25 protein-coding genes and 1 pseudogene are annotated in these 21,359 nt (G+C 60.3%); 8 read left to right on the top strand and 18 right to left on the bottom strand.

Going from position 1 to position 21,359, the window contains the following annotated elements; all coding sequences use genetic code 11:
* The 7 genes and pseudogenes from FHT93_RS16465 to FHT93_RS16435 all read right to left on the bottom strand — a co-directional run.
* Positions 1-305: pseudogene (locus FHT93_RS16465) on the bottom strand (heme lyase NrfEFG subunit NrfE); the annotation flags it as partial.
* Positions 302-814 (bottom strand): cytochrome c maturation protein CcmE, encoded by a 513-nt coding sequence (gene ccmE / locus FHT93_RS16460; RefSeq protein WP_183848376.1) that lies wholly within the window; start codon positions 812-814, stop codon positions 302-304. The gene ccmE and the pseudogene FHT93_RS16465, both read right to left, overlap by 4 nt.
* On the bottom strand, positions 811-1,953 hold the full coding sequence (ccmI, locus tag FHT93_RS16455; RefSeq protein ID WP_183848374.1) for a c-type cytochrome biogenesis protein CcmI: 1,143 nt from the start codon (positions 1,951-1,953) through the stop codon (positions 811-813). Before ccmI ends, ccmE begins: the two co-directional genes overlap by 4 nt.
* A 99-nt stretch (positions 1,954-2,052) precedes the next feature.
* Entirely contained in the window at positions 2,053-2,478 is a 426-nt protein-coding gene (locus FHT93_RS16450; RefSeq protein ID WP_112970638.1) for a hypothetical protein, read from the bottom strand.
* Positions 2,479-2,598: 120 nt separating this feature from the next.
* On the bottom strand, positions 2,599-4,002 hold the full coding sequence (locus tag FHT93_RS16445; RefSeq protein WP_112547934.1) for a HAMP domain-containing sensor histidine kinase: 1,404 nt from the start codon (positions 4,000-4,002) through the stop codon (positions 2,599-2,601).
* Positions 3,992-4,663, bottom strand: a complete 672-nt coding sequence (locus FHT93_RS16440; protein ID WP_018114517.1) for a response regulator transcription factor — start codon at positions 4,661-4,663, stop codon at positions 3,992-3,994. Before FHT93_RS16440 ends, FHT93_RS16445 begins: the two co-directional genes overlap by 11 nt.
* 53 nt (positions 4,664-4,716) lie before the next feature.
* Entirely contained in the window at positions 4,717-4,965 is a 249-nt protein-coding gene (locus FHT93_RS16435) for a hypothetical protein (protein ID WP_018114518.1), read from the bottom strand.
* Positions 4,966-5,250: 285 nt separating this feature from the next.
* Here FHT93_RS16435 and FHT93_RS16430 point away from each other — a divergent pair, with 285 nt between their 5' ends.
* Positions 5,251-6,465 carry an MFS transporter gene (locus FHT93_RS16430; protein ID WP_183848372.1) on the top strand — a complete coding sequence of 405 codons (1,215 nt, stop codon included), beginning with the start codon at positions 5,251-5,253 and terminating at the stop codon, positions 6,463-6,465.
* Between the two features lie 558 nt (positions 6,466-7,023).
* Here FHT93_RS16430 and FHT93_RS16425 read toward each other — a convergent pair.
* From FHT93_RS16425 to FHT93_RS16415, 3 genes are all read right to left on the bottom strand, one after another.
* Complete coding sequence (locus FHT93_RS16425) at positions 7,024-7,335, bottom strand: Dabb family protein (RefSeq protein WP_112547944.1); 312 nt, start codon at positions 7,333-7,335, stop codon at positions 7,024-7,026.
* A 144-nt stretch (positions 7,336-7,479) separates the two neighbouring features.
* Positions 7,480-8,424 (bottom strand): YeeE/YedE thiosulfate transporter family protein, encoded by a 945-nt coding sequence (locus FHT93_RS16420; RefSeq protein WP_348649772.1) that lies wholly within the window; start codon positions 8,422-8,424, stop codon positions 7,480-7,482.
* Positions 8,425-8,561: 137 nt separating this feature from the next.
* The gene (locus tag FHT93_RS16415; RefSeq protein WP_183848370.1) at positions 8,562-9,089 is read right to left on the bottom strand and encodes a DUF417 family protein; all 528 of its coding nucleotides are present in this window, start codon (positions 9,087-9,089) and stop codon (positions 8,562-8,564) included.
* 265 nt (positions 9,090-9,354) lie between these two features.
* Between FHT93_RS16415 and FHT93_RS16410 the strand changes: the two genes are divergently transcribed.
* Positions 9,355-9,924: a TetR/AcrR family transcriptional regulator gene (locus FHT93_RS16410; protein WP_112547937.1), complete on the top strand. Its 570-nt coding sequence runs from the start codon at positions 9,355-9,357 to the stop codon at positions 9,922-9,924.
* A 51-nt stretch (positions 9,925-9,975) separates the two neighbouring features.
* On the opposite strand, the gene FHT93_RS16405 is transcribed toward FHT93_RS16410, so the two are convergent.
* The 4 genes from FHT93_RS16405 to FHT93_RS16390 all read right to left on the bottom strand — a co-directional run bounded on the left by FHT93_RS16405 (position 9,976) and on the right by FHT93_RS16390 (position 13,417).
* A complete protein-coding gene (locus tag FHT93_RS16405) occupies positions 9,976-11,196 on the bottom strand; it encodes an NADH:flavin oxidoreductase/NADH oxidase family protein (RefSeq protein WP_348649771.1) in 1,221 nt (406 codons plus the stop codon).
* Between the two features lie 154 nt (positions 11,197-11,350).
* Positions 11,351-11,989, bottom strand: coding sequence for a hypothetical protein (locus FHT93_RS16400; RefSeq protein WP_113209657.1), 639 nt, complete (start codon positions 11,987-11,989; stop codon positions 11,351-11,353).
* Positions 11,990-12,372: 383 nt separating this feature from the next.
* Positions 12,373-12,939, bottom strand: a complete 567-nt coding sequence (locus FHT93_RS16395) for a TetR/AcrR family transcriptional regulator (RefSeq protein WP_183848367.1) — start codon at positions 12,937-12,939, stop codon at positions 12,373-12,375.
* Positions 12,940-12,955: 16 nt separating this feature from the next.
* The gene (locus FHT93_RS16390) at positions 12,956-13,417 is read right to left on the bottom strand and encodes a nuclear transport factor 2 family protein (protein ID WP_112970625.1); all 462 of its coding nucleotides are present in this window, start codon (positions 13,415-13,417) and stop codon (positions 12,956-12,958) included.
* Between FHT93_RS16390 and FHT93_RS16385 the strand changes: the two genes are divergently transcribed.
* On the top strand, positions 13,408-13,605 hold the full coding sequence (locus FHT93_RS16385; protein WP_183848365.1) for a hypothetical protein: 198 nt from the start codon (positions 13,408-13,410) through the stop codon (positions 13,603-13,605). The genes FHT93_RS16390 and FHT93_RS16385 overlap by 10 nt on opposite strands.
* Positions 13,606-13,631: 26 nt before the next feature.
* Here FHT93_RS16385 and FHT93_RS16380 read toward each other — a convergent pair whose 3' ends face one another.
* The 3 genes from FHT93_RS16380 to FHT93_RS16370 all read right to left on the bottom strand — a co-directional run bounded on the left by FHT93_RS16380 (position 13,632) and on the right by FHT93_RS16370 (position 17,316).
* Positions 13,632-14,000, bottom strand: a complete 369-nt coding sequence (locus FHT93_RS16380) for a DUF983 domain-containing protein (RefSeq protein WP_112970624.1) — start codon at positions 13,998-14,000, stop codon at positions 13,632-13,634.
* A 375-nt stretch (positions 14,001-14,375) separates the two neighbouring features.
* Entirely contained in the window at positions 14,376-15,779 is a 1,404-nt protein-coding gene (locus FHT93_RS16375) for a PLP-dependent aminotransferase family protein (protein ID WP_183848363.1), read from the bottom strand.
* A 106-nt stretch (positions 15,780-15,885) separates the two neighbouring features.
* Positions 15,886-17,316, bottom strand: a complete 1,431-nt coding sequence (locus FHT93_RS16370) for a PLP-dependent aminotransferase family protein (RefSeq protein WP_183848362.1) — start codon at positions 17,314-17,316, stop codon at positions 15,886-15,888.
* 87 nt (positions 17,317-17,403) lie between these two features.
* Here FHT93_RS16370 and FHT93_RS16365 point away from each other — a divergent pair, with 87 nt between their 5' ends.
* The 5 genes from FHT93_RS16365 (at position 17,404) to FHT93_RS16345 (ending at position 20,598) form a co-directional block, all read left to right on the top strand.
* A complete protein-coding gene (locus FHT93_RS16365) occupies positions 17,404-18,267 on the top strand; it encodes a DMT family transporter (protein WP_183848360.1) in 864 nt (287 codons plus the stop codon).
* Positions 18,268-18,312: 45 nt separating this feature from the next.
* Positions 18,313-19,026 (top strand): class I SAM-dependent methyltransferase, encoded by a 714-nt coding sequence (locus FHT93_RS16360; protein WP_183848358.1) that lies wholly within the window; start codon positions 18,313-18,315, stop codon positions 19,024-19,026.
* 83 nt (positions 19,027-19,109) lie between these two features.
* A complete protein-coding gene (locus tag FHT93_RS16355) occupies positions 19,110-19,793 on the top strand; it encodes a glutathione S-transferase family protein (protein ID WP_183848356.1) in 684 nt (227 codons plus the stop codon).
* The gene (locus FHT93_RS16350; protein ID WP_183848354.1) at positions 19,793-20,137 is read left to right on the top strand and encodes a metalloregulator ArsR/SmtB family transcription factor; all 345 of its coding nucleotides are present in this window, start codon (positions 19,793-19,795) and stop codon (positions 20,135-20,137) included. The genes FHT93_RS16355 and FHT93_RS16350 overlap by 1 nt, the downstream gene beginning before the upstream one ends.
* Positions 20,137-20,598: an SRPBCC domain-containing protein gene (locus FHT93_RS16345; RefSeq protein ID WP_183848352.1), complete on the top strand. Its 462-nt coding sequence runs from the start codon at positions 20,137-20,139 to the stop codon at positions 20,596-20,598. The genes FHT93_RS16350 and FHT93_RS16345 overlap by 1 nt, the downstream gene beginning before the upstream one ends.
* Here the strand turns inward: FHT93_RS16345 and FHT93_RS16340 are convergent.
* Complete coding sequence (locus FHT93_RS16340) at positions 20,585-21,205, bottom strand: ABATE domain-containing protein (protein WP_112547450.1); 621 nt, start codon at positions 21,203-21,205, stop codon at positions 20,585-20,587. The two genes, FHT93_RS16345 and FHT93_RS16340, sit on opposite strands and share 14 nt — an antisense overlap.
* Between the last annotated feature and the right edge of the window lie 154 nt (positions 21,206-21,359).

Raw genomic sequence — 21,359 nt, 5'->3', positions numbered from 1 at the left:
ATCAGAAGCCAGAGCATCATCGATCCCTCGTGATTGCCCCAGACGCCGGAGTACTTGTAGATCAGCGGCACCAGCGAATGCGAATTCTCCCAGACATTCTGGACGGAGAAGTCGGAAACCACATGGGCATAGGTAAGCACGCCGAAGGAGAAGGCAACGAGGGCAAAGAGCAGGACCGAGCCGAGCGGCGCCACATCCATCATCGCCTGATCGCCGCGCCTTGCACCGATCACAGGTACGACCGACAGGATGATTGCCGTTGCGAGCGCCAGAACCAGCGCATAGTGGCCGATCTCGATGATCATGGCGTTGCCCTTGTCTGTTGCCCCTGGGCTTCCTGGCCCTTTGCTGCCTCGCCTTGCGGTGCGGCCCCCTTGCCCTCTTCCCACAGGCCCTGGGCCTTCAGCCTGTCGGCGACTTCCTTGGGCATATAGGTCTCGTCATGCTTGGCAAGCACGGTATCGGCGGTGAAGACATTGCTGCCTGTCTCGAACGTGCCCTCGGTCACCACCCCCTGCCCTTCGCGGAAGAGATCGGGAAGGATGCCCTGGTAGCGGACATTGACGATCTGACCGCTCGGATCCGTCACGGCAAAACGCACGACCGAGCCCTCGCCGCGCATGACGCTGCCCTCGCCCACAAGGCCGCCGAGACGGATGCGGGTGCCGGGCGCCACCGGGTTGCTGGCGAGATCGCCGGGCATGTAGAAATAGGCGACCGACTGGCTGAAGGCGAACATCACGAGCAGCACGGCGGCGGCAATGAAGCCCATGCCGCCGGCAATCACCGCCAGGCGTTTCTGCTTGCGCGTCATTCGCTCAATCCCTCCGTCGCGATGCCGAGCTCCTTGCCGAGCGCCAGCAGCTGCCTGCCCTGATCGCCCGATGCCGGAAAGGCTGCAAGCCCGCGCTTCAGGGCGCCTGCAGCGCGATCCTTGTCGTTCAATACGGCGTAAGAGCGGACGAGACGCATCCAGCCCTCGAAATTGTTGGGATCAGCTGACAGCTTCGCATCGAGGCTTTCCACCATGCCGCGGATCATCTGCTGCCGATCGCCGCTACTCATCGTCTCAGCCGCGGCCACGTCCTCGGAAGTCGGGCCGCCCGGCGCCGCGGGCTGGGCCTCTGGCGCTGCAGCCTGACCGCCATTCTTGGCGATGTGCTCGTTGACCAGCGGCAGCCAGGGGGCATCGGCAGGCGATTGCTTCGCCAACGTCTCGAAAGCGCTCCGCGCCTCTTCCGGCTGACCCGCCTGCTCCATGCTCAAGGCAATGTAGAAACGTGCACGCGGATTATTCGGCTCTAGGGAGAGCGACTGTTCGAGCAGCTTGCGCGCATCTTCCGTCACCACACCTTCTGAGACCGCCATCAGCGTTTCGGCAAGACCGTCGAGACGCGCGGGGCTCGGGCCGAGCAGGCGGATAGCGTTGCGATAGGCGGTCTCGGCATCGGAAACGCGCATGGTGCTGAAATAGATCGGCGCCAGCACATCCCAGCCCTTGCCGTCGTCAGGGTTCTGCGCCAGATGCCGTTCCGCCTTGGCGACGAGGACGGGCATGTCATTGCCGGGATTGGCAAGCCGTGCCTCCAGCGGCTGCGACGGCAGGTCGGGCCTGCCGGTATTCATGTAAAGACAGAGCCCGATGACGGGCAGGAGCAGCACGATGAAGGCTTCGGTCAAGCGGTGATGCCGCGCGGGCTTGCGCAGTTCGGCTGGAGCAGCACCGGAAACGGCGATCAGCCGCCGGCCAATTTCGGCGCGCGCATATTCGGCCTCATCGGCGCTGATCAGTCCGCCCGAGAGATCCCTGTCGAGTTCGCGAAGCTGATCGCGATAGACAGCCGCTTCACCGGCGTGCGTATCCTCCACCGTCTTTGCTCCACGCAAAAGAGGGTAAAGCAGAATGGCGGCAACGGCCGCCGTCAGGACGGCCACGAGAATCCAGAACAGCATATTGGCCCAAATACTTGAAGCGCGCCCTCATTCCAACTGCCAATGCCGTGTTGACGAAGATTTGAGGCTTTTGGCCGCAAGGATAGCGGGAAAAAGAGATCAACCGAGCGGCGACCAGGTGCCGTTTTCGTTGCGACAGGCGACACCGCGCGCCAGCGTATCCTTGCCGTCGGCAGTGACCGTATGGGTGTACTGGCGGCAGTTCTGCGAACCGACCTGATAGGGCGCTGCGGCCACGACGCTGCCATTGGCGTCTCGGCCGGTCCAGGTGACCGGCTGGCCGACGGCGGCTCCTTCCAGGGCGCGATATTCGGCTTCCAGCGCCCGCTGCTTGTCGCTGTCGCTGAGTTCCACACCGGTGCGGCCGACGATGCCACCCTGCAAAGCGGAAATGAAAGCAGCGGAAGCCGGGGGCTTGCCGCCGAAGAGACCGCGCGTTGTGGCGCCCTTCGTCGTCGTGCAGCCAGAGAGCGCAACGGCGACGAGAAGGGAAGAAACGATCATGCCTTGCGAACGTAGAGTCATTGCAATCGAACCACGATCAGGGGTGAAATAACAGCCGATCGAAGTGCAGAGTCCCCGTGTCAGCATTAAGGCAAAGCATGCTATACATTTGCCACTATCTTTGTGACATCAAGCAGTTGCTCATGCAACATCCTTTGTCACACCCGGCAGGATAAGCTTGGCCTTGAGCCCGCCCCACTCTCCGCGGGAGAGTTCCAGCCGACCCTGGTATTCATTGGAAATTTCCGTGACGATGGAGAGACCAAGGCCTGTTCCGGGCTTGCTCTCATCCAGGCGCCGGCCGCGTTTCAGTGCCTCGCGGATCTGGTCAGGCTCCAACCCCGGACCGTCATCCTCGACGGCAAGCTCCACCCAATGTTTGCGGGCGCTGGCTTCCGTTCCCTTCACGTCGTCACCGGCTTCGACTGCCGAGAGGCGCACCTTGCTCTTGGCGAAACGGGCGGCGTTTTCGAGGAGGTTGCCAACCGTCTCCTCGAGGTCCTGCTGTTCCATGGCGACGGCGAGATGCGGCGGCTGGACGATCAGCTCGAACTCGGTCTCGACATTCAGGCGACGCATGACACGCACCAGCCGTTCGAGCGCCGGTTCGGCATCGGTGCGCGCAAGCACGGATTCGCGTTGGGCGGCGATGCGCGCGCGGTTGAGATAGGTTTGCACCTGTCCCTGCATGGCCTCGGCCTGATTGCGCACGAGGTCGCCATGCGAGCGCTCCAGCACGCGCGCTTCATTGAGCAGCACGGCAATCGGCGTCTTCAGGGAATGGGCGAGATTGCCGACCTGCATGCGGGCCCGCTCGACAATGCGGCGGTTGCTGTCGATCAGCGCATTGACCTCATTGGCAAGCGGCAGGATTTCGCGCGGGAAATCACCCTTCAACTGCTCGCTTTCACCGGCGCGGATGCGCTCGAGAGCGGCGCGCGCCTTATCCAGCGGCTTGAGGCCGTAGAGAATGGCGAGAGCGTTGACGATGAGACTGCCGACGCCGAAGCCTGCCAGCGCAAGATAGAGACGATGGGAGAAATTGCGGACATCGTCTTCCACGACATCGACATTGCCTGTCACGCGGAAGCGTGCGGCGCGGCCATCGGTGTCGAGCACCACTTCGGTTTCGGCCACCTGTACCCTGTTCCCGGAAGCGTCCGTCACCTGGTAGTAGCGTTCATAGTTCTTGTCGAAGGGTGCTTCGACGACAGAGAGTACCGGGATCGTCGCAGACCCCAGCGAGGGCGAGACGAGTGGCGCGGTCGTATAGGTGCCGAGCGGCTCGACCACCCAGTACCAGCCTGTCTTCGGCTGGGCGAAACGCAGGTCGCCGAGCTGCGGACTGCCTGACAGCGCGCCCTGATCGCCGATCGTGACGGAGTTGATGACGTTGTAGAGCTGCGCGCGCAGCAGGTCCTGAAAGCCGCGCTCCGCGCTGCGCCTGTAGAGCGTCGAGATCAACAGGCCGATCACCACCAGCGCCACTGTCGACCAGACCGTGGTCAGAAGCAGCACGCGTGCGGTGAGAGACTTAATTCGCATTGGTCGGCGCTTGGATGCGGTAACCGAGACCGCGCACCGTTTCGATCAGATCGACGCCCATCTTCTTGCGCAGGCGGCCGACGAAGACTTCGATCGTGTTGGAATCACGGTCGAAATCCTGATCGTACATATGTTCGACCAGCTCCGTACGGGAGACCACCTCGCCCATGTGATGCATGAGATAGGCAAGCAGGCGATACTCATGCGAGGTAAGCTTCAGCGTCACGCCGTTGACGATCGCCTTGGAAGTCTTGGTGTCGAGGCGCACCGGGCCGCAGACGATTTCGGAGGAGGCATGGCCGGCCGCGCGGCGGATCAGTGCCCGGATGCGGGCCAGCACTTCCTCGACATGGAAGGGCTTGGTCACATAGTCGTCGGCGCCCGCATCGATGCCGGCCACCTTGTCGCTCCAGCGGTCGCGGGCGGTCAGAATCAGCACCGGCGTCGTGCGGCCGGCGCCACGCCATTTTTCAAGGACAGTCACGCCATCCATCTCGGGCAAACCGATATCGAGGATGATCGCGTCATAAGGCTCGGTGTCGCCGAGAAAGTGGCCCTCCTCGCCGTCGAACGCCTGATCGACGACATATCCCGCCTCTTTGAGCGTGTCGCTCAGCTGCCGGTTCAGATTGACGTCGTCTTCGACTACCAGAATGCGCATCGCTTCGCCTTCTTCCGCTGCAAATCACTGGAACCTTGATAAGCCGATTCCGCTTACATCGGAACCTTTACCGTCACCTTGCGCGGACGCTGGCCGTTACCCTGAACGAGAACAGTTATGATGCAGCTATTGCCCACCGGCTGCACGGAGAGAAGCTGGCCGCCCGTCTCGTCCACGACCTGCTGGGCAGCGGCGCTGCAATCGCCCGCCACACGCAGGACAAGCGTGTGCGTATCGTCCGGTGAGGGCGCCGAAACCGCCAGGCCGGCGGCCAATGCTGCGACGCTCAGAGGAGAGGCCATGTGCTGTGCTTTCAATGTAATGCCAACTTGCCCAGACTATGTACTCAAGCGACCTGAATGGCAAATGAATGCACGGCTATGCAGGTTTTTTAGAACAATTCTCGACTATTGCGCGAAATATACCTGATTTCCGAATGATGACCGGAAACTGTCGTAATGTGCTCCTCTGCAACGAAAATTCCGACATCGGTCGGACCGGTAGTGGATCTGCTCGATCGAGCCTTTCACCAGCAGGTTGAAGCTGCTATCGCTTGACGCGTCTTCATTCATTTCATTTCAAAATCGATGCAAAAATCACTTTCGCTCCGTACGGCGCAGACGGTTGGCGTGCTCGCCGTCACCCAGCTTATCAGTTGGGGAACCACCTTCGATATGCTCGGCGTCATGGGACGCGTCATCGCGCCGTCGCTGGGCCTTCCAAATGAGGCAATCTTCGCCGGCCTGACGATCATGATGATCATCAGCGCCTTCGCCGGTCCTGCCACCGGGCGCTGGCTCGGCCGCTATGGCGCGGCAAAGGTCCTGGCCGCCTCGTCGATCACCTTTGCGATCGGGTTACTGCTGCTGGCCGCCACCACGAATGTCATCCTTTATGCCATTGCCTGGGTGGTAATCGGGTTCGGCGGCGCGCTCGGTCTCTCGGCTCCCTGCTACACCGCCGTCGTGGAGCGCGAGGGCGTGAACGGCAAGCGCGTCATCGCCATCCTCATGCTGTTCACCGGTCTTTCGGCCACCATTTTCTGGCCGATCCTGACATTGCTCAACGAAAACTTCGGCTGGCGCATCACCTTCGTCGTCAGCGCCGGCCTGCAATTCTTCATCTGCCTGCCGCTGCACCTCTTCGCCCTGCCGAAACCGGTCGCAAGCCATACACAGGGAGCCGCCGCCGAAATGCCACCGGTGGCGCTTTCGCCGGCCGACCGGCGCAAGGCCTTCCTGCTGATTGCCATCTCCACCACGCTCTGCACCTTCATCACCTTCGGCGTCTCGCCGTCTCTGCTCGAAATCTTCCGCCAGTCCGGCGCATCGCCGGCACTTGCCCTGCAGCTTGGCTCGGCCCGCGGCGTGATCGGTATCTCGGCGCGTGCGCTGGACATGCTGCTCGGCAAGCGCGGCAATCCGATCCTGACATCGGTCATGGGCGTCAGCCTGATGCTGTTCAGCTTCCTGATGCTCTTCGTCGTGCCGCCGTCGGCGCCTCTGCTCATCACCTTCGTGCTGCTCTACGGTTTCGGCTCCGGCGTGCTGGCGGTTGCCCGCGCGCTGCTTCCGCTCGCCCTTTTTTCGGCCAGGGAATACGGGCTGCAGGCAGCCCGCCTGTCGATGCCGCAGAACCTCGCCAATGCGATCGCGCCCGTCATCTTCACCGCGGTTCTCGACCGTGCCGGCGCCGGTCCGACGGTGATCATATGCGCAGTGCTTGCGGCCATCGCCCTGGTTTTCGTGCTGATGCTGATGGCACTGGTGCGTGGCGCAAGACCGAGCGTCCAGCCAGCCTGACCGACAGGAGAAGCCCATCCCATTTGCCGGCGGCCGGCTCGTCTTCCAAGGCCGGCCGTTTAAATCTGTTGATTATGATGTCCCCACAACCAGCGGAGAACCGGCGCCCTGCCCTCGGCGCAGGAAGCCCGGTCAGTCGGCACCAAAGACTGCAAATCCGTTAAGCTTCTGAATCATTTGCAGCTTTTTCCTCAATGGTTGATTCCGGCTCTTGACAGATTGATTCATCGGCAACCGGCGCAGCATCCAATTTCTCCCTATCCATTTGAATATGAATAAGAATTTTCAAAATGAGCCTTAAATGCGGTGTTTTGGGCGCTAAGTCATTGATCCTGAATAAGTGATCCACTTTGCCTCAAAACTTTGCGTAAAGAATTTCAAAATCAGAGGCAGCCTTTGCTGAAATCGAATATAAAAAGAAGTTTTGGCCTTGGATGCATCACTTAAACAGAATCAATGACTTAGCCGATAAATCACGGCAAATATGCCGGAAGTTGAAAAATACTTATTCATTTTCAACGGGATAGGCCTTTCGCCGAAGCGGCGCGGTCGCGATCGTCAATGCTGCAGGGGCGTAGTGACTGCCTTGCCACTATCGAAATCGGCCGCAGTCCTGGTATCGCGGAGCGGCTTTACCGTGCGTGTCGAGAGATCATAATCGGGATGCGACTTGTAGGCGGCGAGCGCTTCCTCACTCTCGAATTCGCCGTAGACGACAAAATCGACAGCATTGCCCCACTGGTCGGTCTTGACGTTTTCGCCAATCTCCAGCTTCAGCGCGTGCGGGATGCCCGTCAATATCGAGAGCCCCCTGCGCACTGCCTCGCGGTTTTCCTCCGGCACGGTGAAGAAGACGATATGGCGGATCACGCGGAACACTCCTGGGGCAATTCTCTGAGCCTGGGCTCTCTGGGCCGGCAACCGGGCGATAACACGCGCCGCCCGGGCCTTCAACCGGGCTACAATGTCGCGTCACTGACCAACAAAGCTTGAGCCGCACGGGCGAGCCTGATGTTACGACCAAGATCGCGCTGCCGAACCAAACCTAACGATCAGCGCGGCAAGCGCCGCAACCATAAGAAGGTAGGCGATAAGGGCCTGCCACGCTCCCATCGGGAGGCCGACGAGCAGCAGGGTGTCGTTTCCACCAGGGATAAGGAGTGCCCCAAAGCCCATCAGCATCCCGCCCGTTATCCTTCGCGACACACTTCCCCTTGTCGGCCAGGTTAGCGAAAAACTATGTCCGCGAATTCTCGCCGAAACGAGACTGCCTCCGAACATGCAGACAAAAATGAGCGAACTCGTCACTGGGATCGAAAGCATCGATCCAATCGAGGTGGTGATCGAGAAGCGGGGGGCAAACTCTGACAAGGTGGCCGAAGTTATGCCGATCGTACCCATTGCTAGCGTCAGCCGCCGAAAGTTCGTCTCGGATTTGAAAGAGACGCCCAGTCTTAGAAAGAGAAATACGGACAGAACCACGAGCAACGCTCCGAGCGCAAGCGGCGGTGCGGCGCTGATCGGCATCGGTGCCGGGCGGAACTCGAGCGCAAAGTCGAGGGAGAGGATGACCAGAATACCGAGGAACGTGAAGCCGAACTCCAGGTCCCCGTTGCCAAAGTGCCCGACCGATCCAAAGACGCAGGCACCGTTCACGTATACGCCGACGCCAAAGAGGATGGCTGCGCTGACCATATGAAGCAAAGGAGACCATCCAGCATGCATGGTCGGCAACGTATCGAGGACAATATATCCGACGGCAGCCCATACCGCGCATTCGGCCAAAGCAAGAAATCGTGCAGGTCGGCGCTCGGAAACCAGCTCGGTCGTAGCGATGAAGGTGCAGATAGAACCGTAGTTCATCGCGAAGCCGAGTACGAAGCTCAGCGTACCGATAACGCTGAAACCCGCCCATGTCTCGAAACCTGCTGGCTCCGCACCGCCGGGCAATCCGTCCACAGCACCAATCCTCCGTTCAGAAAAGAAGATCGCGCTTCGCAGAATGGCACGAGTTTCGCCTTCAGTGAATGGCGAACGCCCCGATCCGAGCTGGATCGGGGCGTTCGCACCAAAGGCTAACTGGCGAGCTTTCGGATCTAGGCTCTGGCGGACCGGATCGCGAGAAGGGAATCCATTGCAATCCAAAGGGATAGCGCTAGTAGCCCGACGTCCTTGAGCAGGAATTGTCCAGGAGCGACGGAAATGGCCGGGAACCCGAGCTCGGGAACAATCACGCCAGGGGTCGTCACCATGAAGCTGATGGTGGTGACGAACAGTCCCGAAGACAGGACGCCTCCCAGCAACGAGTAGACCGGGCTAATGAACCTTGCTGCGATCAGTGCGCCGATACTCAGTTCCAGGACGCCAAGAAAGCTCGAAAAACCTTGAACACTGAAGATCGCATACATCCAGCTTACAAGGGCGCTGTTACTGACCAGATCGACCAGTCCCTGCGCTTCGTAGGCAGTAAATTTCATGCCGCCGAACCAGGCATAAATCACGGTGATCGAGACATAGAGGCCGGCGGTTGTCGCCGAACGGCCATAGGTATCCGCCAGATGCAAGATGCCGAAGGTGCTCCTGGACGCCGGCTGCTTGCCGAGACGATTGATAGCTTGGGTCATTTCCTTCTCCCATTGAATTGATCTCCAGAGGCTCCTCGCCTCCATAGAAAACGATACAAATCTGTATTGTTAATAACGAAATACTACAGAACTGTATCGTTTCCAAATCACGAAAGCGCGATCGTCAACGCCCTTCGATAGTGAAGACATGCGGGCTGGCTTGGCAGAAGTGGCGTCTAAAGGAATCTTCCTGCGCTTGCGCGTTGCCTTTGGTTGCTGGAATACCTAATTGTCGCTACAGATCAGTTCTGTTTGAGGAGTGACAATGCGGCGATCAGAGATCAGGGACCATCTTCTTGAAACGGCTCTCCGCCTGTTCAACCAGAAGGGCTATCAGGCAACGGGGGTCGATTTGATCATTGCGGAAAGCGGCGTCGCGAAAACGACGTTGTATCGGCACTTCGAGACGAAGGAGGATCTGATCGTCGCCGCGCTCGAGCGGCGCGACGAGGAGGATCGCCGTGAGATGCGGGAGTTTGTGGAAAAGCGTGCCAGTGATCCGGCAGAGCGGATTTTATTGACGTTCGACTTTCTGCAGCTCTGGTTCAAGGACAAAGACTTCAGGGGCTGCAGCTTTATGGCCGCTACCGGAGAACACAAGGACATCGTCGATCCCGTGTTTCGTGCCGCCAGCATGCACAAGCGCCTGACGCTCGCTTATTTCGAAGAACTTGCTCATGCTGCACGGTTCCGTGATCCGAGACGTGTGGCGGACGAAATCAATATTCTTCATGAGGGAGCAACGGCCGTAGCCCAAGTGGTTCGCACAGCGGAGCCCGGCCGCCAGGCGAAACGGATGGCGGCGGCTATCCTCGCGACGATGGAACGCGATTAGTCAGAAACCAGTAATCGCTCCATCCGCCAGATAGGGCTGGCGTCGTCGGCTTCAGCTGCTTCCGGCTGCCTCGTTGGCAAAGTGAGTCAGCCAGACTTTTGTTCGATGCTTGTCCCGTTCCGCATAGTCGCGGACGGCCTGTTCGAGGCCGCTGGAATCGGGTGGATCGTAGTCAACACCGATCGCGGCGAGCCGCATCGTGTACCATGCGGTGATCCCACCCTCCGGAGCGTCCGGGAACCTGGGAAAGGACGGCTCCGATTTCTGGTCTTCTTTCCAAAGATTGGGAAGAGAAGGCTCAAGGACGAGTGCGCGCGCAAGACCGACCATGTCAATGGCACCGCATGTCACGGCGTCTTCAGCCTGCCCGCGAGTCTTGAAACCGCCTGTCAGCATAAGAGGCTTGGCTGTGACAGCGCGTGCGCGTTTCGCGAATTCGAGGAAGTAGGGCCCCCGGCCCGCCCTGTCGGAGGCTGATTTTGCGCCAGGAAAGTAAGTCCCGCCGCTGATATCGATCAGGTCGATCGAAGATCGGTCCAGCGCCGCCACCACATCGAGCGCGTCATCCTCGTCGAACCCTCCTTCCAGTTCGTCCGAGGAATTCAGTTTCACGGCGATCGGGAAAGCCGGCCCGACAGCGACCCGGGTGGCTTCGATAACTTCCAGCAGAATCCGCATACGATGGGCGATCTCCCCTCCGTATGCATCGCGCCGCCTGTTGAACAGCGGTGAAAGAAACTGGCTCAGCAGAAATCCATGTGCCGCGTGAATCTGCACACCGCCAAACCCGACCTGCTGCGCTAGCCGGGCTGTCGTTGCATATTGCGAGGGCAATCGGCCTAGTTCCGTCAATGTGATTTCCGCGCAACGCAGGCCCTGGAGGTCGAAAGCACTCGGACCCCTCGGGCTGCTTGTCGGTGCATAGGCAAGGGCTCCAGCGTGACCGAGCTGCAGCCAAAGCCCGGTGCCGTTTTCGCTGCCGTGCAGAGCAAGTTTCCGGAACGGTTCGAGGTCCGATGCTTCGTTGAGCACCAGGTTACCGGGGTTCTCGGCATAGCCGGAGGTAAGCTGGACCTCTCCGATTATGGATAGGGCCAATCCACCTTCGGCCCAGCGTTGATAGAGCCTCATCTGCGCAGCGGTCGGATGCCCAGTTCCGTCGCCCAGTGAATCCGACATCGCTGATTTTGCAATTCGATTACCAAGGGTCAAACCGCAAGGCAGCTGAAGCGGTTCAAACAGTGGCCCACGACCTTGCTTTAGAGCTCTCACGACCATTACCCTCGACAATTCAATTTATCGCTGAAAACGGGCGGCAGGACAATGTCAGTTGCATCGTCGCGATAGTGTGTTGGCTAGCAGGTGCAAGTCGTCAGCCCACCAGCAGTTTCGACATCGTGAGGCTCGCCGACCTGAGGCGTTGAGATCAAGTCGATGAACCGCATTGCTCCATGCTGATCGCCGCGAGGAAGGTTTGCGCATAGTCGGCGAGCTTCTCGGCCCTGTCGGTGCCGTTGACGATGCGGCGCGCGTTGACCCAGTCTTCCCTTTCCTCATTGAGGTGATCGCAAAGCCGGTGACTGGTGAAGCTGCCGCGCAGCATGCCCTCGATCAGGATCGTCACAGCCGGCGCCATTTCCATGGCGCGATCGGGATGAGCGACGAGATCGATGCCGGTTACCTCGCTCATCGCCTCATAGTTTCTCTTGTGGGTGAGCTGCACCAGCCCGCGGCCGAGCCAGCACTTGCCGTCCTCATCCGCCCGCCAATAGGGCGATTTCACCCAGGAGAGCCGACCCGAAGCGAAGGCGGTCTCGAGAATTTCCACGGCGCGCGAATCGCTCGTCGCCAGCGTCTCGCGTACAGGCTGCATGGTGTAAGCAGTCTCATGAAACGCAGTCGCTAATATATAGGCCAGCCAGCGCCGATCAGCGGTAGCCAAATTCGCGTTCCAGTAGTCGAGTATCGCATTCATGCCTTCGATCTGGGCCGGCGTGAGGCTGCCCTTGAACAGGCTGTGCTGCACAGTGTCGAAGAAGGATTGCCGGTCGAGTGTGACGGTCATGATGCTTTTCTCCGAGGCCTGCTGTGGTTAACGTCCGCTTAATCGATTGAAATTTTTTTAATCGTTTCAAGTGTGACCGGGGTAGATTTACACGCTGTTTTTCTTGTGCGATGCCTCCAACCGCAAGCACACTCTTGCTGAGGAAGAGAGGGACACGATGCCGACCACCGCAGAAACTCCGACCAAGATCCCCCAGCACGTCGTCGACCAGATGGAAAACGAATGGCGCCAGGTACGCACGCAGCGCGAGAATCCGCGCCCGGTCCGTCTGCCCTCCCAGAACGACTCTTAAACACAATCCTGACGAGTGAGGATGTCCTGAACCCCTCACTCGCAGCCTTCTGCATTGGCGTCATCTGCGCTCCAGCCGCGGCGGCCACGGACTATTCCCCAAGTCTCGTCGCAGCCAGCCTGACGGCCAATCGACCAAGGGTCCTGCGGAACATATCCTTGTCATCCAGCGCCCGCGAGAGCACCAGCGCGCCCTGGATGCCCGAAACGGCTTCTTCGGACGCGGCAAGCGCGACATCCTCGGCGTAGCCGGCGCGGATCAGTGCCTGGCGCAGCGCCTCGATCCAACGGACGAAATAATCCCTGATGACGGGCGAGAAGCGCTGCCGCGTTTCGTCCAGCGCAAAGGCACCGACAAGGCAAATGCGGCTGCCGGAGCGGAAATAGTCCATTACATTGGCCCACATCGCATCGATCGCCGCCCCGGCATCGTCACGGCGCAACGGCTCGTAGATGGCGCGTTCGAACCAGCCGTCGACATCGGCAAGGACGGCGGCCGCCATCTCTTCTTTCCCGCCAGGAAAGAAGTGATAGAGGCTGCCCTTGCCGATGCCGGTACGCTCGGTAATGCGGCTCAACGTCGCGCCCTCGTAGCCGAGCTCGCGGAAGATCTCTGCGAGCAGCGGCACGACATCAGCACGTTCATAAACGGTCTTCACAGTTCACCTAGAGGCCTCAAAGGCCGAGGTCGGAAAGGCCCGGATGGTCATCGGGCCGCCGGCCGAGCGGCCAGTGGAACTTGCGATCCGATTCCTTGATCGGCAGATCGTTGATGCAGGCGAAACGGCGCTGCATCAAGCCCTCCGCATCGAATTCCCAATTCTCATTGCCATAGGAGCGGAACCAGTTGCCGCTGTCATCATGCCATTCATAGGCAAAACGCACGGCAATGCGATTATCGGTGAAAGCCCAGAGTTCCTTGATCAGCCGGTAATCCAGCTCCTTTGCCCACTTGCGTGTCAGGAAAGCGACGATCTCGGCACGGCCCGTCACGAATTCGGCGCGGTTCCGCCACTGGCTGTCTGGCGTGTAGACGAGCGAGACGCGCTGCGGATCGCGGCTGTTCCAGCCGTCTTCGGCAAGTCGAACCTTCTGGATTGCAGTTTCACGGGTGAAGGGAGGAAGCGGTGCAGGCATATCTGGTCTCCTTGATTAATCTGTACCTATTGTTACTTATTGTACTGATCGGTACAGAAAATGCAATGGACTTGATGCCGGGCTCCTGCGGCATTTTGGCTTCGGAGAAATCCGGTGACGGCCCGGGCAGCAAAAAAGGCCGCTCGCTTTCCGAACGGCCTTTCATTGTGAAGGGTCAGCATGCCTGACAGTAGCAGACCTTGACTGCCTGAGATCAGGCGAGCTTGCCCTCTTCGGCCTTATAGAAATACTGGCTTGCGACCAGCCATCCCTTCAGCGGTCTCAGCGGCGGAATACAGGTGGCGAACATGAAGGGGCCGGTGACCAGCAACTGCACCCAGAGCGGTGCGGAGAAGGCGACTTCCAGCCACACGCCAAGCAGCACGCTTGGGACGCAGGCAAAGCAGATGACGAAGAAGGCAGGCCCGTCAGCCGGATCGGCGAAGGAATAATCCAACCCGCAGACTTCGCATTCCTTCTGCAGCGTGAGGAACCCCTTGAACATATGCCCCTGTCCGCAGCGCGGGCAGCGGCCCCGGATGCCAGTCTGCATCGGAGGGAGAGGAGGATATTCGGCGTCCATGGCGATCTCGCTTTTCGACTTTGCGAGGCATCAGGAAATCCATTCAATGCCCCATAATGAATGCATACAATATAATTACATTGAAAGGGAATTGCCAGTCCATTAGTCAGAATGACGCAGAGATCTTTTGGGTTAGGCTCATGAGGCGCGAGGGAGGGAAGATCCAATCTTAACCGGACGAGATTGCGCGCCTGCCAAAAGCCCCTCCCCAACCCTCCCCACAAGGGGGAGGGCTAACTTGCGGCGCCCCTTCCCTCCTTCCGAAACACCGAATAAGTGACAGCCGAGCGCGGCAGATTGAGTCCCTCCCCTTGCGGGGAGGTTTGGGGCGGGGTCTTTATTGATTGAATTGAAGGCGTTAGGCGGAGCAACGACTCAGAAGAAAGACGCCGACATTTCCGGCGGGCCTTCCAGCGCATGGGCCATGAAGTCCAGCGCGCCCTTAAGCCTCTCGCGGCCGATCGGACCACCCAGGCAAACACGGACGGCTTCGGGTGCTGCACCTTCCACCGTGAAGGCGTCGCTCGCGACTACACCGATACCTGAAGAGCGCATGTGGCTGCCGAAAGTGGAGCGGGTCCAGCCATTGGTGAGCGGCAGCCAGATGTTAAAGCTAATCGGATCGGCTTTGTAGCTGCCCTCGGGGAGGATATTCGCCACCATCTGCTGGCGAGCACCTGCCTCGGCGCGAATGAAGCGCAGGATCGTGTCTGCCGTACCATCCTCGATCCAGCGCGTCGCGAGCGCAACTGATATCGGCGAGGCCATGACATTGTTGGCGCGCATGGCGCTGACGAAGGGCCAGATCGCCTTGGTGTCCGGCGCCACCACATAGGCCAGCCGCAGGCCGGCGCCGATACATTTGGCGAGGCCGCCGATATGCCAGGTGAGATCAGGCGCGATTGCGGCCAGCGGCGGCGGGCCGTGCAGCGGGATGAAGCCATAGGCATCGTCCTCGACAACGGGCACGTGATATTTGCGGGCGACGGCAGCGATTTCCTCGCGGCGCTTTTCCGGAATGGTCAGCGTCAGAGGGTTCTGCAAGGTTGGATTGAGATAAAGCGCCTTCGGCTTCAAGCGCTCGCAGGCTTCTGCAAAGGCATCGGGCAGGATGCCCTCTTCATCCATCGGCAGACCCGAGAGATTGAGGCGCAGCTGGGCGGCGATCGAGCGCATGCCGGGATAGGTGATGTTTTCCGACAGCACGGTTTCGCCAGGCTTTGCCAGAAGACCGAAGATCGCCAGCAGCGCCGGGTGGGCGCCAGGCGTGACGAAGATGCGCTCCTGCGACGGCACCAGCCCGCGGCGGGCAAGCCAAATGGCAGCCGCCTCCTTGTCCATGCTGGAACCGCCAAATCCCTGATAGCGCAGCAGCGAAATGAGATTGGCAGCCACCGTCGACATGCCTTCGCGCATATGGGTCAGCAGTTCCGGATCGTCGGGCTCCGGCGGCAAGTTCATCGAAAAATCGACCACGGATGTCCGGCGCGGATCCGGCGCAGCATCGGCAAAAGGGTCGCGCCGTTCCCTGCCCGGTCCGCCGGTCACGAAGGTGCCGCGGCCGACATGCGAGTCCACCAGCCCGCGCTTCTGCGCTTCCACATAACCGCGCGCCACCGTCGTGAAATCGATGTTGAGGCGCTTTGCGAGTTCGCGCTGCGGAGGGAGCCTGTCGCCCGCTGCCAGTGCGCCGCTTCGCAAATCCATCTCGATCAGATCGGCGATTGCCATGTAACGTGGGCTCGAAGAGAGGCTGAGGTCTGGATGCCAGTCTTTCATGTCGTAATCCACAATGCGCATCCGGACTGATACGGCCGGCCGAAATTGACTGTATATTGTTGGGCAGCGATCCTGTCATCCTAAAACATCGGCATGCGACAGCGTATCACTCAGCGGACCGTTCCGCCTGCCTAAGCGCATCCCTAAGCACATCAAACACCCTGCTTTCCAGCGTCTGCGAGACATTGAACCGCATGAAGCCGGTGGCGGATTGCGACAGGCTGAAGGCGTTGCCCGGCGCGAGCACGACATTCCGGGCAAGTGCTGCGCGCGCGACTGCCGCAGCATCCAGACCATCCGGCAGATGGCACCAGAGGAACATGCCGGCCTGCGGCTCCAGCCAGGGGCGAATGCCCAGTGATTTCAGCCGGGTTGTCACCTCGAACATCGCCTTCGAGAGGCGGCTGCGCAGGCCCTCGGCATGTTTGCGATAGCTGCCGTCGCTGAGCACACCAAGCACCAGTTCGGCATTCAGCCGGGCGCCGCCGAAGGAGGTGGCGATCTTGAGGTCGATCAGGCCTTCGATCCATTCCGGCCGTGCGGCGATGAAGCCGCAACGAGCGGCAGCCGAGAGCGTCTTGGAGAAGCTGCCGATATGGATGACGCGATCGAGGCCGTCGAAGGCAGCAAGGCGTGGTGCCGGCATGAGTTCGAAATCAGCGAAAATATCGTCCTCGATGATGGTGAGGCCGTGTTGTTCGGAAAGCTTCAGGAGCCGATGCGCTGTAACCGGCGAGAGCGTGGCCCCGGTCGGATTGTGGATTGCGGAATTGGTGATGTAGAGGCGCGGCCGATGCTCGGTAAGCGCTGCGGCGAAGAGCTCGATATCGGGGCCGGAGGGCGTATAGGGAACGCTGACGACCTTGGCGCGGTGGGCTCTGAGCAGGGCATGGAAATTGAAATAACAGGGGTCGTCCACCAGCACGGTATCGCCGGGCTCGATCAGGAAACGGCAGAGGAAATCGATCGCCTGCGTGCCGGATTCGGTGAGCATGACCTGGTCCGGCGATGCCTCGATGCCGCGTTCCGCCGCCCGGCGTGCGATCAGCTGCCGCAGCGGCTTGAGGCCAAGGGGCGCGCCGTAGTCGGAAAGGCTTGCGGCATCGGCGCGCGACAGGGATCGAAGGGTTCGGCGGATCGCCTCTTCCGGAAGCCATGCAGGCGGCAGCCAGCCGCAGCCGGGTTTGAGGTCGCTTTCCTGCGCCTCCAGCGATTGCCGCGATACCCAGAAGGGATCGACGGCGCGGTCGAGCTTCGGGCCAATATCGGCGAGCGAGAGCGGAGCCGTCTGGCTCGCGACATAGAAGCCGGAGCCGGGGCGCGAGAGGATCGCGCCTTCGGCGACCAGCCGCTCATAGGCATCGACCACGGTCGAAGCCGAGACTTTCAAGGTTCCCGAGAGGCTGCGGATCGAGGGCAGCTTGGCGCCGGGTGTGAGGCTGCGGCCGGCGATGCGCTGGCGGATGGTCGCCATGACCATGCCGACCCGGCTGCCTGCCTGTATCTGCTCGTCCATCCGTACTGCTTCCTTCACCATAACAGTTTCAGAAAACTGTATCGAACTGTGGCTGGCAGCGCCAGTGCGGAAAGCGGATAAGCATGGGGCAAACAAAGGAGTGCCTACATGGATCGCACAGCGACCGGATGGATCAATGGTTTTATCGGCGTGCTCATCTTCAGCGGATCGCTGCCCGCCACACGCGTGGCCGTCATGCAGCTCGATCCGGTTTTTCTGACGGTAGCGCGAGCGGCGATTGCCGGCATCCTGGCGCTCTGCCTGCTGATCGTCTTTAGGGAAAAGCGTCCTTCGCGGCAGGATCTCATTTCGCTCGTCGTCATAGCGCTCGGCGTCGTCGTCGGCTTCCCGCTGCTGACGGCGCTGGCGCTGCAGCATGTGACCTCGGCGCATTCCATCGTCTTCATCGGCCTATTGCCGCTCGCAACCGCGATCTTCGGCGTCATCAGGGGCGGCGAGCGGCCGAAGCCGGCTTTCTGGCTCTTCTCGCTGCTCGGTAGCGCGCTTGTGGCCGGTTTTGCGCTGATGCAGGGGCTGACCGCCTCGCCTGTTGGCGATGCGCTGATGCTCGGCGCGATCATCGTTTGCGGGCTCGGTTATGCCGAGGGTGCGCGGCTGTCGCGCCGGCTTGGCGGCTGGCAGGTGATTTCCTGGGCTCTGGTGGTTTCGTTGCCTGTCATGATCATCGCGGCCATCGCCTACCGGCCGCCGAGCTTTGCCGAGATCCAGACGCCGGCCATGCTGGGCCTCGCCTATGTCTCGCTCTTCAGCATGCTGATCGGCTTCATCTTCTGGTACCGCGGCCTTGCGCAGGGCGGCATTGCCGCCGTTGGCCAATTGCAGCTGCTGCAGCCCTTCTTCGGCCTGGCGCTTGCCGCAACATTGCTGCGGGAAACGGTGAGCTGGTCCATGCTTGCGGTAACGGTCGCCGTCATTCTCTGCGTGGCCGGGGCGCGCAAGTTTGCGAAATAGGCTCACGAATTGACAGGCCAGAAATCATGTAATAATAAAAGTTACATGAAGAACGGCGATCATCCTGGCCACTCCACGCCTCACACGGCGACATCTGCCTTCAGCGGCGATGCCGCCAAATCCTATCTCGAAGGTCCACCGCGGCAAGTCCCCGGCTTTTCAAGCCTGCACCGTATGGCGGCGATGCTGATGGCAGAGCGCATGCCTGACAACGGTCGCGTTCTTGTCCTCGGCGCCGGTGGCGGGCTGGAGCTTAAAGCCCTTGCCGAGGCACAGGCGGGCTGGACTTTCGACGGCGTCGACCCCTCCGCCGATATGCTGCAACTGGCGCAGCAGGTCGCCGGAGAGCACGGCAACCGCATCGGTTTTCATCGGGGCAACATTGATGTCGCGCCCGAGGGACCGTTCGATGCCGCCGTTTGTCTCCTGACGTTCCACCATATCCCGATCGAGCAACGGCTTGAAACACTTGTGCAGATTCGCCGTCGCCTGAAGTCCGGCGCGCCCTTTGTCATTGCGCATTTGAGCTTTCTGCAGAGCGAGCCGGAGCGATCGATATGGATCGATCGGCATCTCGCCTTCGGCGCCATCGATGGAACAGACCCCGCCCGTGTCGAGAATGCGCGGAAGGCAATGCGTGAAAGGCTGCATATCCTCGCACCCGAGGAGGAGGAGACCATGTTGCGCGAGGCGGGCTTTTCGGGTGTCACGCTTTTCTACACCGCCTTCAGCTTCAGGGGATGGGTGGCTTACACATAAAAACTTTCCGTTATTGGAAAGTATCTTGCCGTACCATCACGGCGACGCTATAGTTTCCTCAGTTGGAAACTATAGGTGGATTAATGACACTGACGCTTTATCTTCATCCCCTCGCCTCATTCTGCCACAAGGTGCTGATTGCCCTTTATGAAAATGGGACTGCGTTTGACGCGGAGATCGTCGACTTCGGCAATCCGGAGTCGGCCGCAGCGTTGCTCGACAAGTGGCCGGTCGGCAAGATTCCGATTCTGCATGATCGGGCAGCGGGGCGCACGATACCGGAAACGAGCATCATCATAGAATATCTGCAGGCCCATTATCCGGGGCCGGTGCGGCTTCTGCCCGATGATCCGGAGGCGCAGATGCAGGTGCGCATCTGGGACCGGTTCTACGATCTCTATGTCAGTGTGCCGATGCAGAAGATCGTCACCGACAGGATCCGGCCGGCAGATGCTCATGATCCGCATGGCGTGGTGGAAGCGAGGGCCATGCTTGATCAGGCCTACAAGATGATTGATGCCCACATGCAGGAAAAGCGCTGGGCAACGGGAGATGATTTCACCATGGCCGATTGCGCGGCCTTGCCCGGATTGTTCTTCGCGTCCATCGTGCATCCGTTCACCGGGGAGCAGCAGGCGCTTTCCTCCTATCTGGAGCGTCTGTTACAACGTCCTTCCGTCAAACGCGTGCTCTCGGAAGCGCAACCCTATTTTTCGATGTTTCCCTATCGGGAGGCGATGCCCGCGCGGTATCTTGAGGCAATGTAATGGCAGAACCGGCGCCAGCCGAATTCGACCGGATGTTTCAGGCGCTTGCCGATCCCTATCGGCGCAGCTTCATCGAGCAGCTTGCCAGGGGACCGGCCTCCGTCACGGAACTGGCAGAGCCCGCCGATGTCGGTCTGCCGGCCGTGCTGAAACACCTGCGCATTCTCGAGGAAAGCGGCATCGTCATTTCGCAAAAGATCGGCCGCGTGCGCACCTATCGCATGCAGCAGCAGGCCTTCGGCGCCATCAACCGGTGGCTCGAGCAGCGACAGGCGGAAATGAATGCCGCCTTCGACCGCCTTGCCCTGCTGATGGCGGAAACCCCTGAGGAAAAGGATCACTGATGGGTGTCACCGTCAATCATCGGACTTTCGTCATCGAGCGCGACCTGCCTGGTAGTGTCGGGCATGCCTTCCGCTTCTGGTCAGACTACCAGCTGAAGCGGCGCTGGACAGCGTGTCATCCCGACTGGCAGGTGATGGAGGATCATTTCGACTTCGAGATCGGCGGAGCCGAGCGCATGACATGGCGCATGCCTGATGGGACCGAGCAGGCGATGCGCGCCCACTATCTCGAAATTCACCCGCGCGACCGCATCGTCTATGCCTATACGATGCTGACGGCAGGCAGGAGCATCTCCTCGTCGCTGGTCACGGTGGAATTTACCGGACGCGGCGCCACGACGCTGATGACCTTTACCGAGCAGGCCGTCTTCGGAGACCCCAAAGACGGCGATATCAGAGAGGGCGGCACGGGTATCGGCTTCGACCGACTTATCGAAGAAATGAAGGTTACGCCTGCCTGATCCGGTCGCGGTGTGCGGCCTGCTTGGCGCGGTTGCCGCACATTGCCATGCTGCACCAGCGCCTGCGGTGACCGCGTGTATGGTCGGCAAACAAGAGAGTGCAGACCGGCCCCTCGCAAGCTTTCACATTGGAAAAATCCTCGGAGCAGACAAAGCGCCCGAGCGCCTCGCCGACCGGTAACAGCAATGCTTCCGGCGAACGCCATTTGCGCATCGGCTGGAACTCGAAAACCTCGCCTTCGTCCGTCTGGCGCGCCACGATACGGCTGAAACCCTCGTCACGTTCGAGCAGGCGGTTCAGCGGTTCCAGTTCGGCCAAAGCCCGGGGCTTCAGCTGCTTTCCCTTATGCTCGCGGACAAAAGCTCGGAACCATTCGCGCAGATTGCGCGCCTGATCGGCGACCTTGTCGAGTTCCCCCGGCAATGCCTGGGCGCGCAGGCTTTCAAGCGTCTCGTGCGGGACGAGGTTTGCCTGTTCCAGCCAGCGCAACAGGCCCTCCCCGTCCTCTATCCAATCAACAGGCGTGTCGACAGGCGTCGCCACCGAATTCAGGAAATCCAGTGCCAGCGCGTCACCCAGAAACAGAGCGGGAGAGTGGTTATCCATGACAAGTCCTATTTCGGCTGCACACCGTAACTGTACGACAGCCCGCTTGAAAACGTGACCCTTATGTAACCTGTCAAAGGCCTGTTGACAAGTTACGCCTCCGAGGAGTAACCGTTCTATATCGCTTTAAACGGTTACTTCGGGAAAGGGAGAA

The organism is Rhizobium sp. BK379, assembly GCF_014193955.1.
Lineage (GTDB): Bacteria > Pseudomonadota > Alphaproteobacteria > Rhizobiales > Rhizobiaceae > Rhizobium.
Note: the sequence above shows the minus strand (reverse complement) of the source record. Positions and strands in the feature narration are given on the sequence as shown.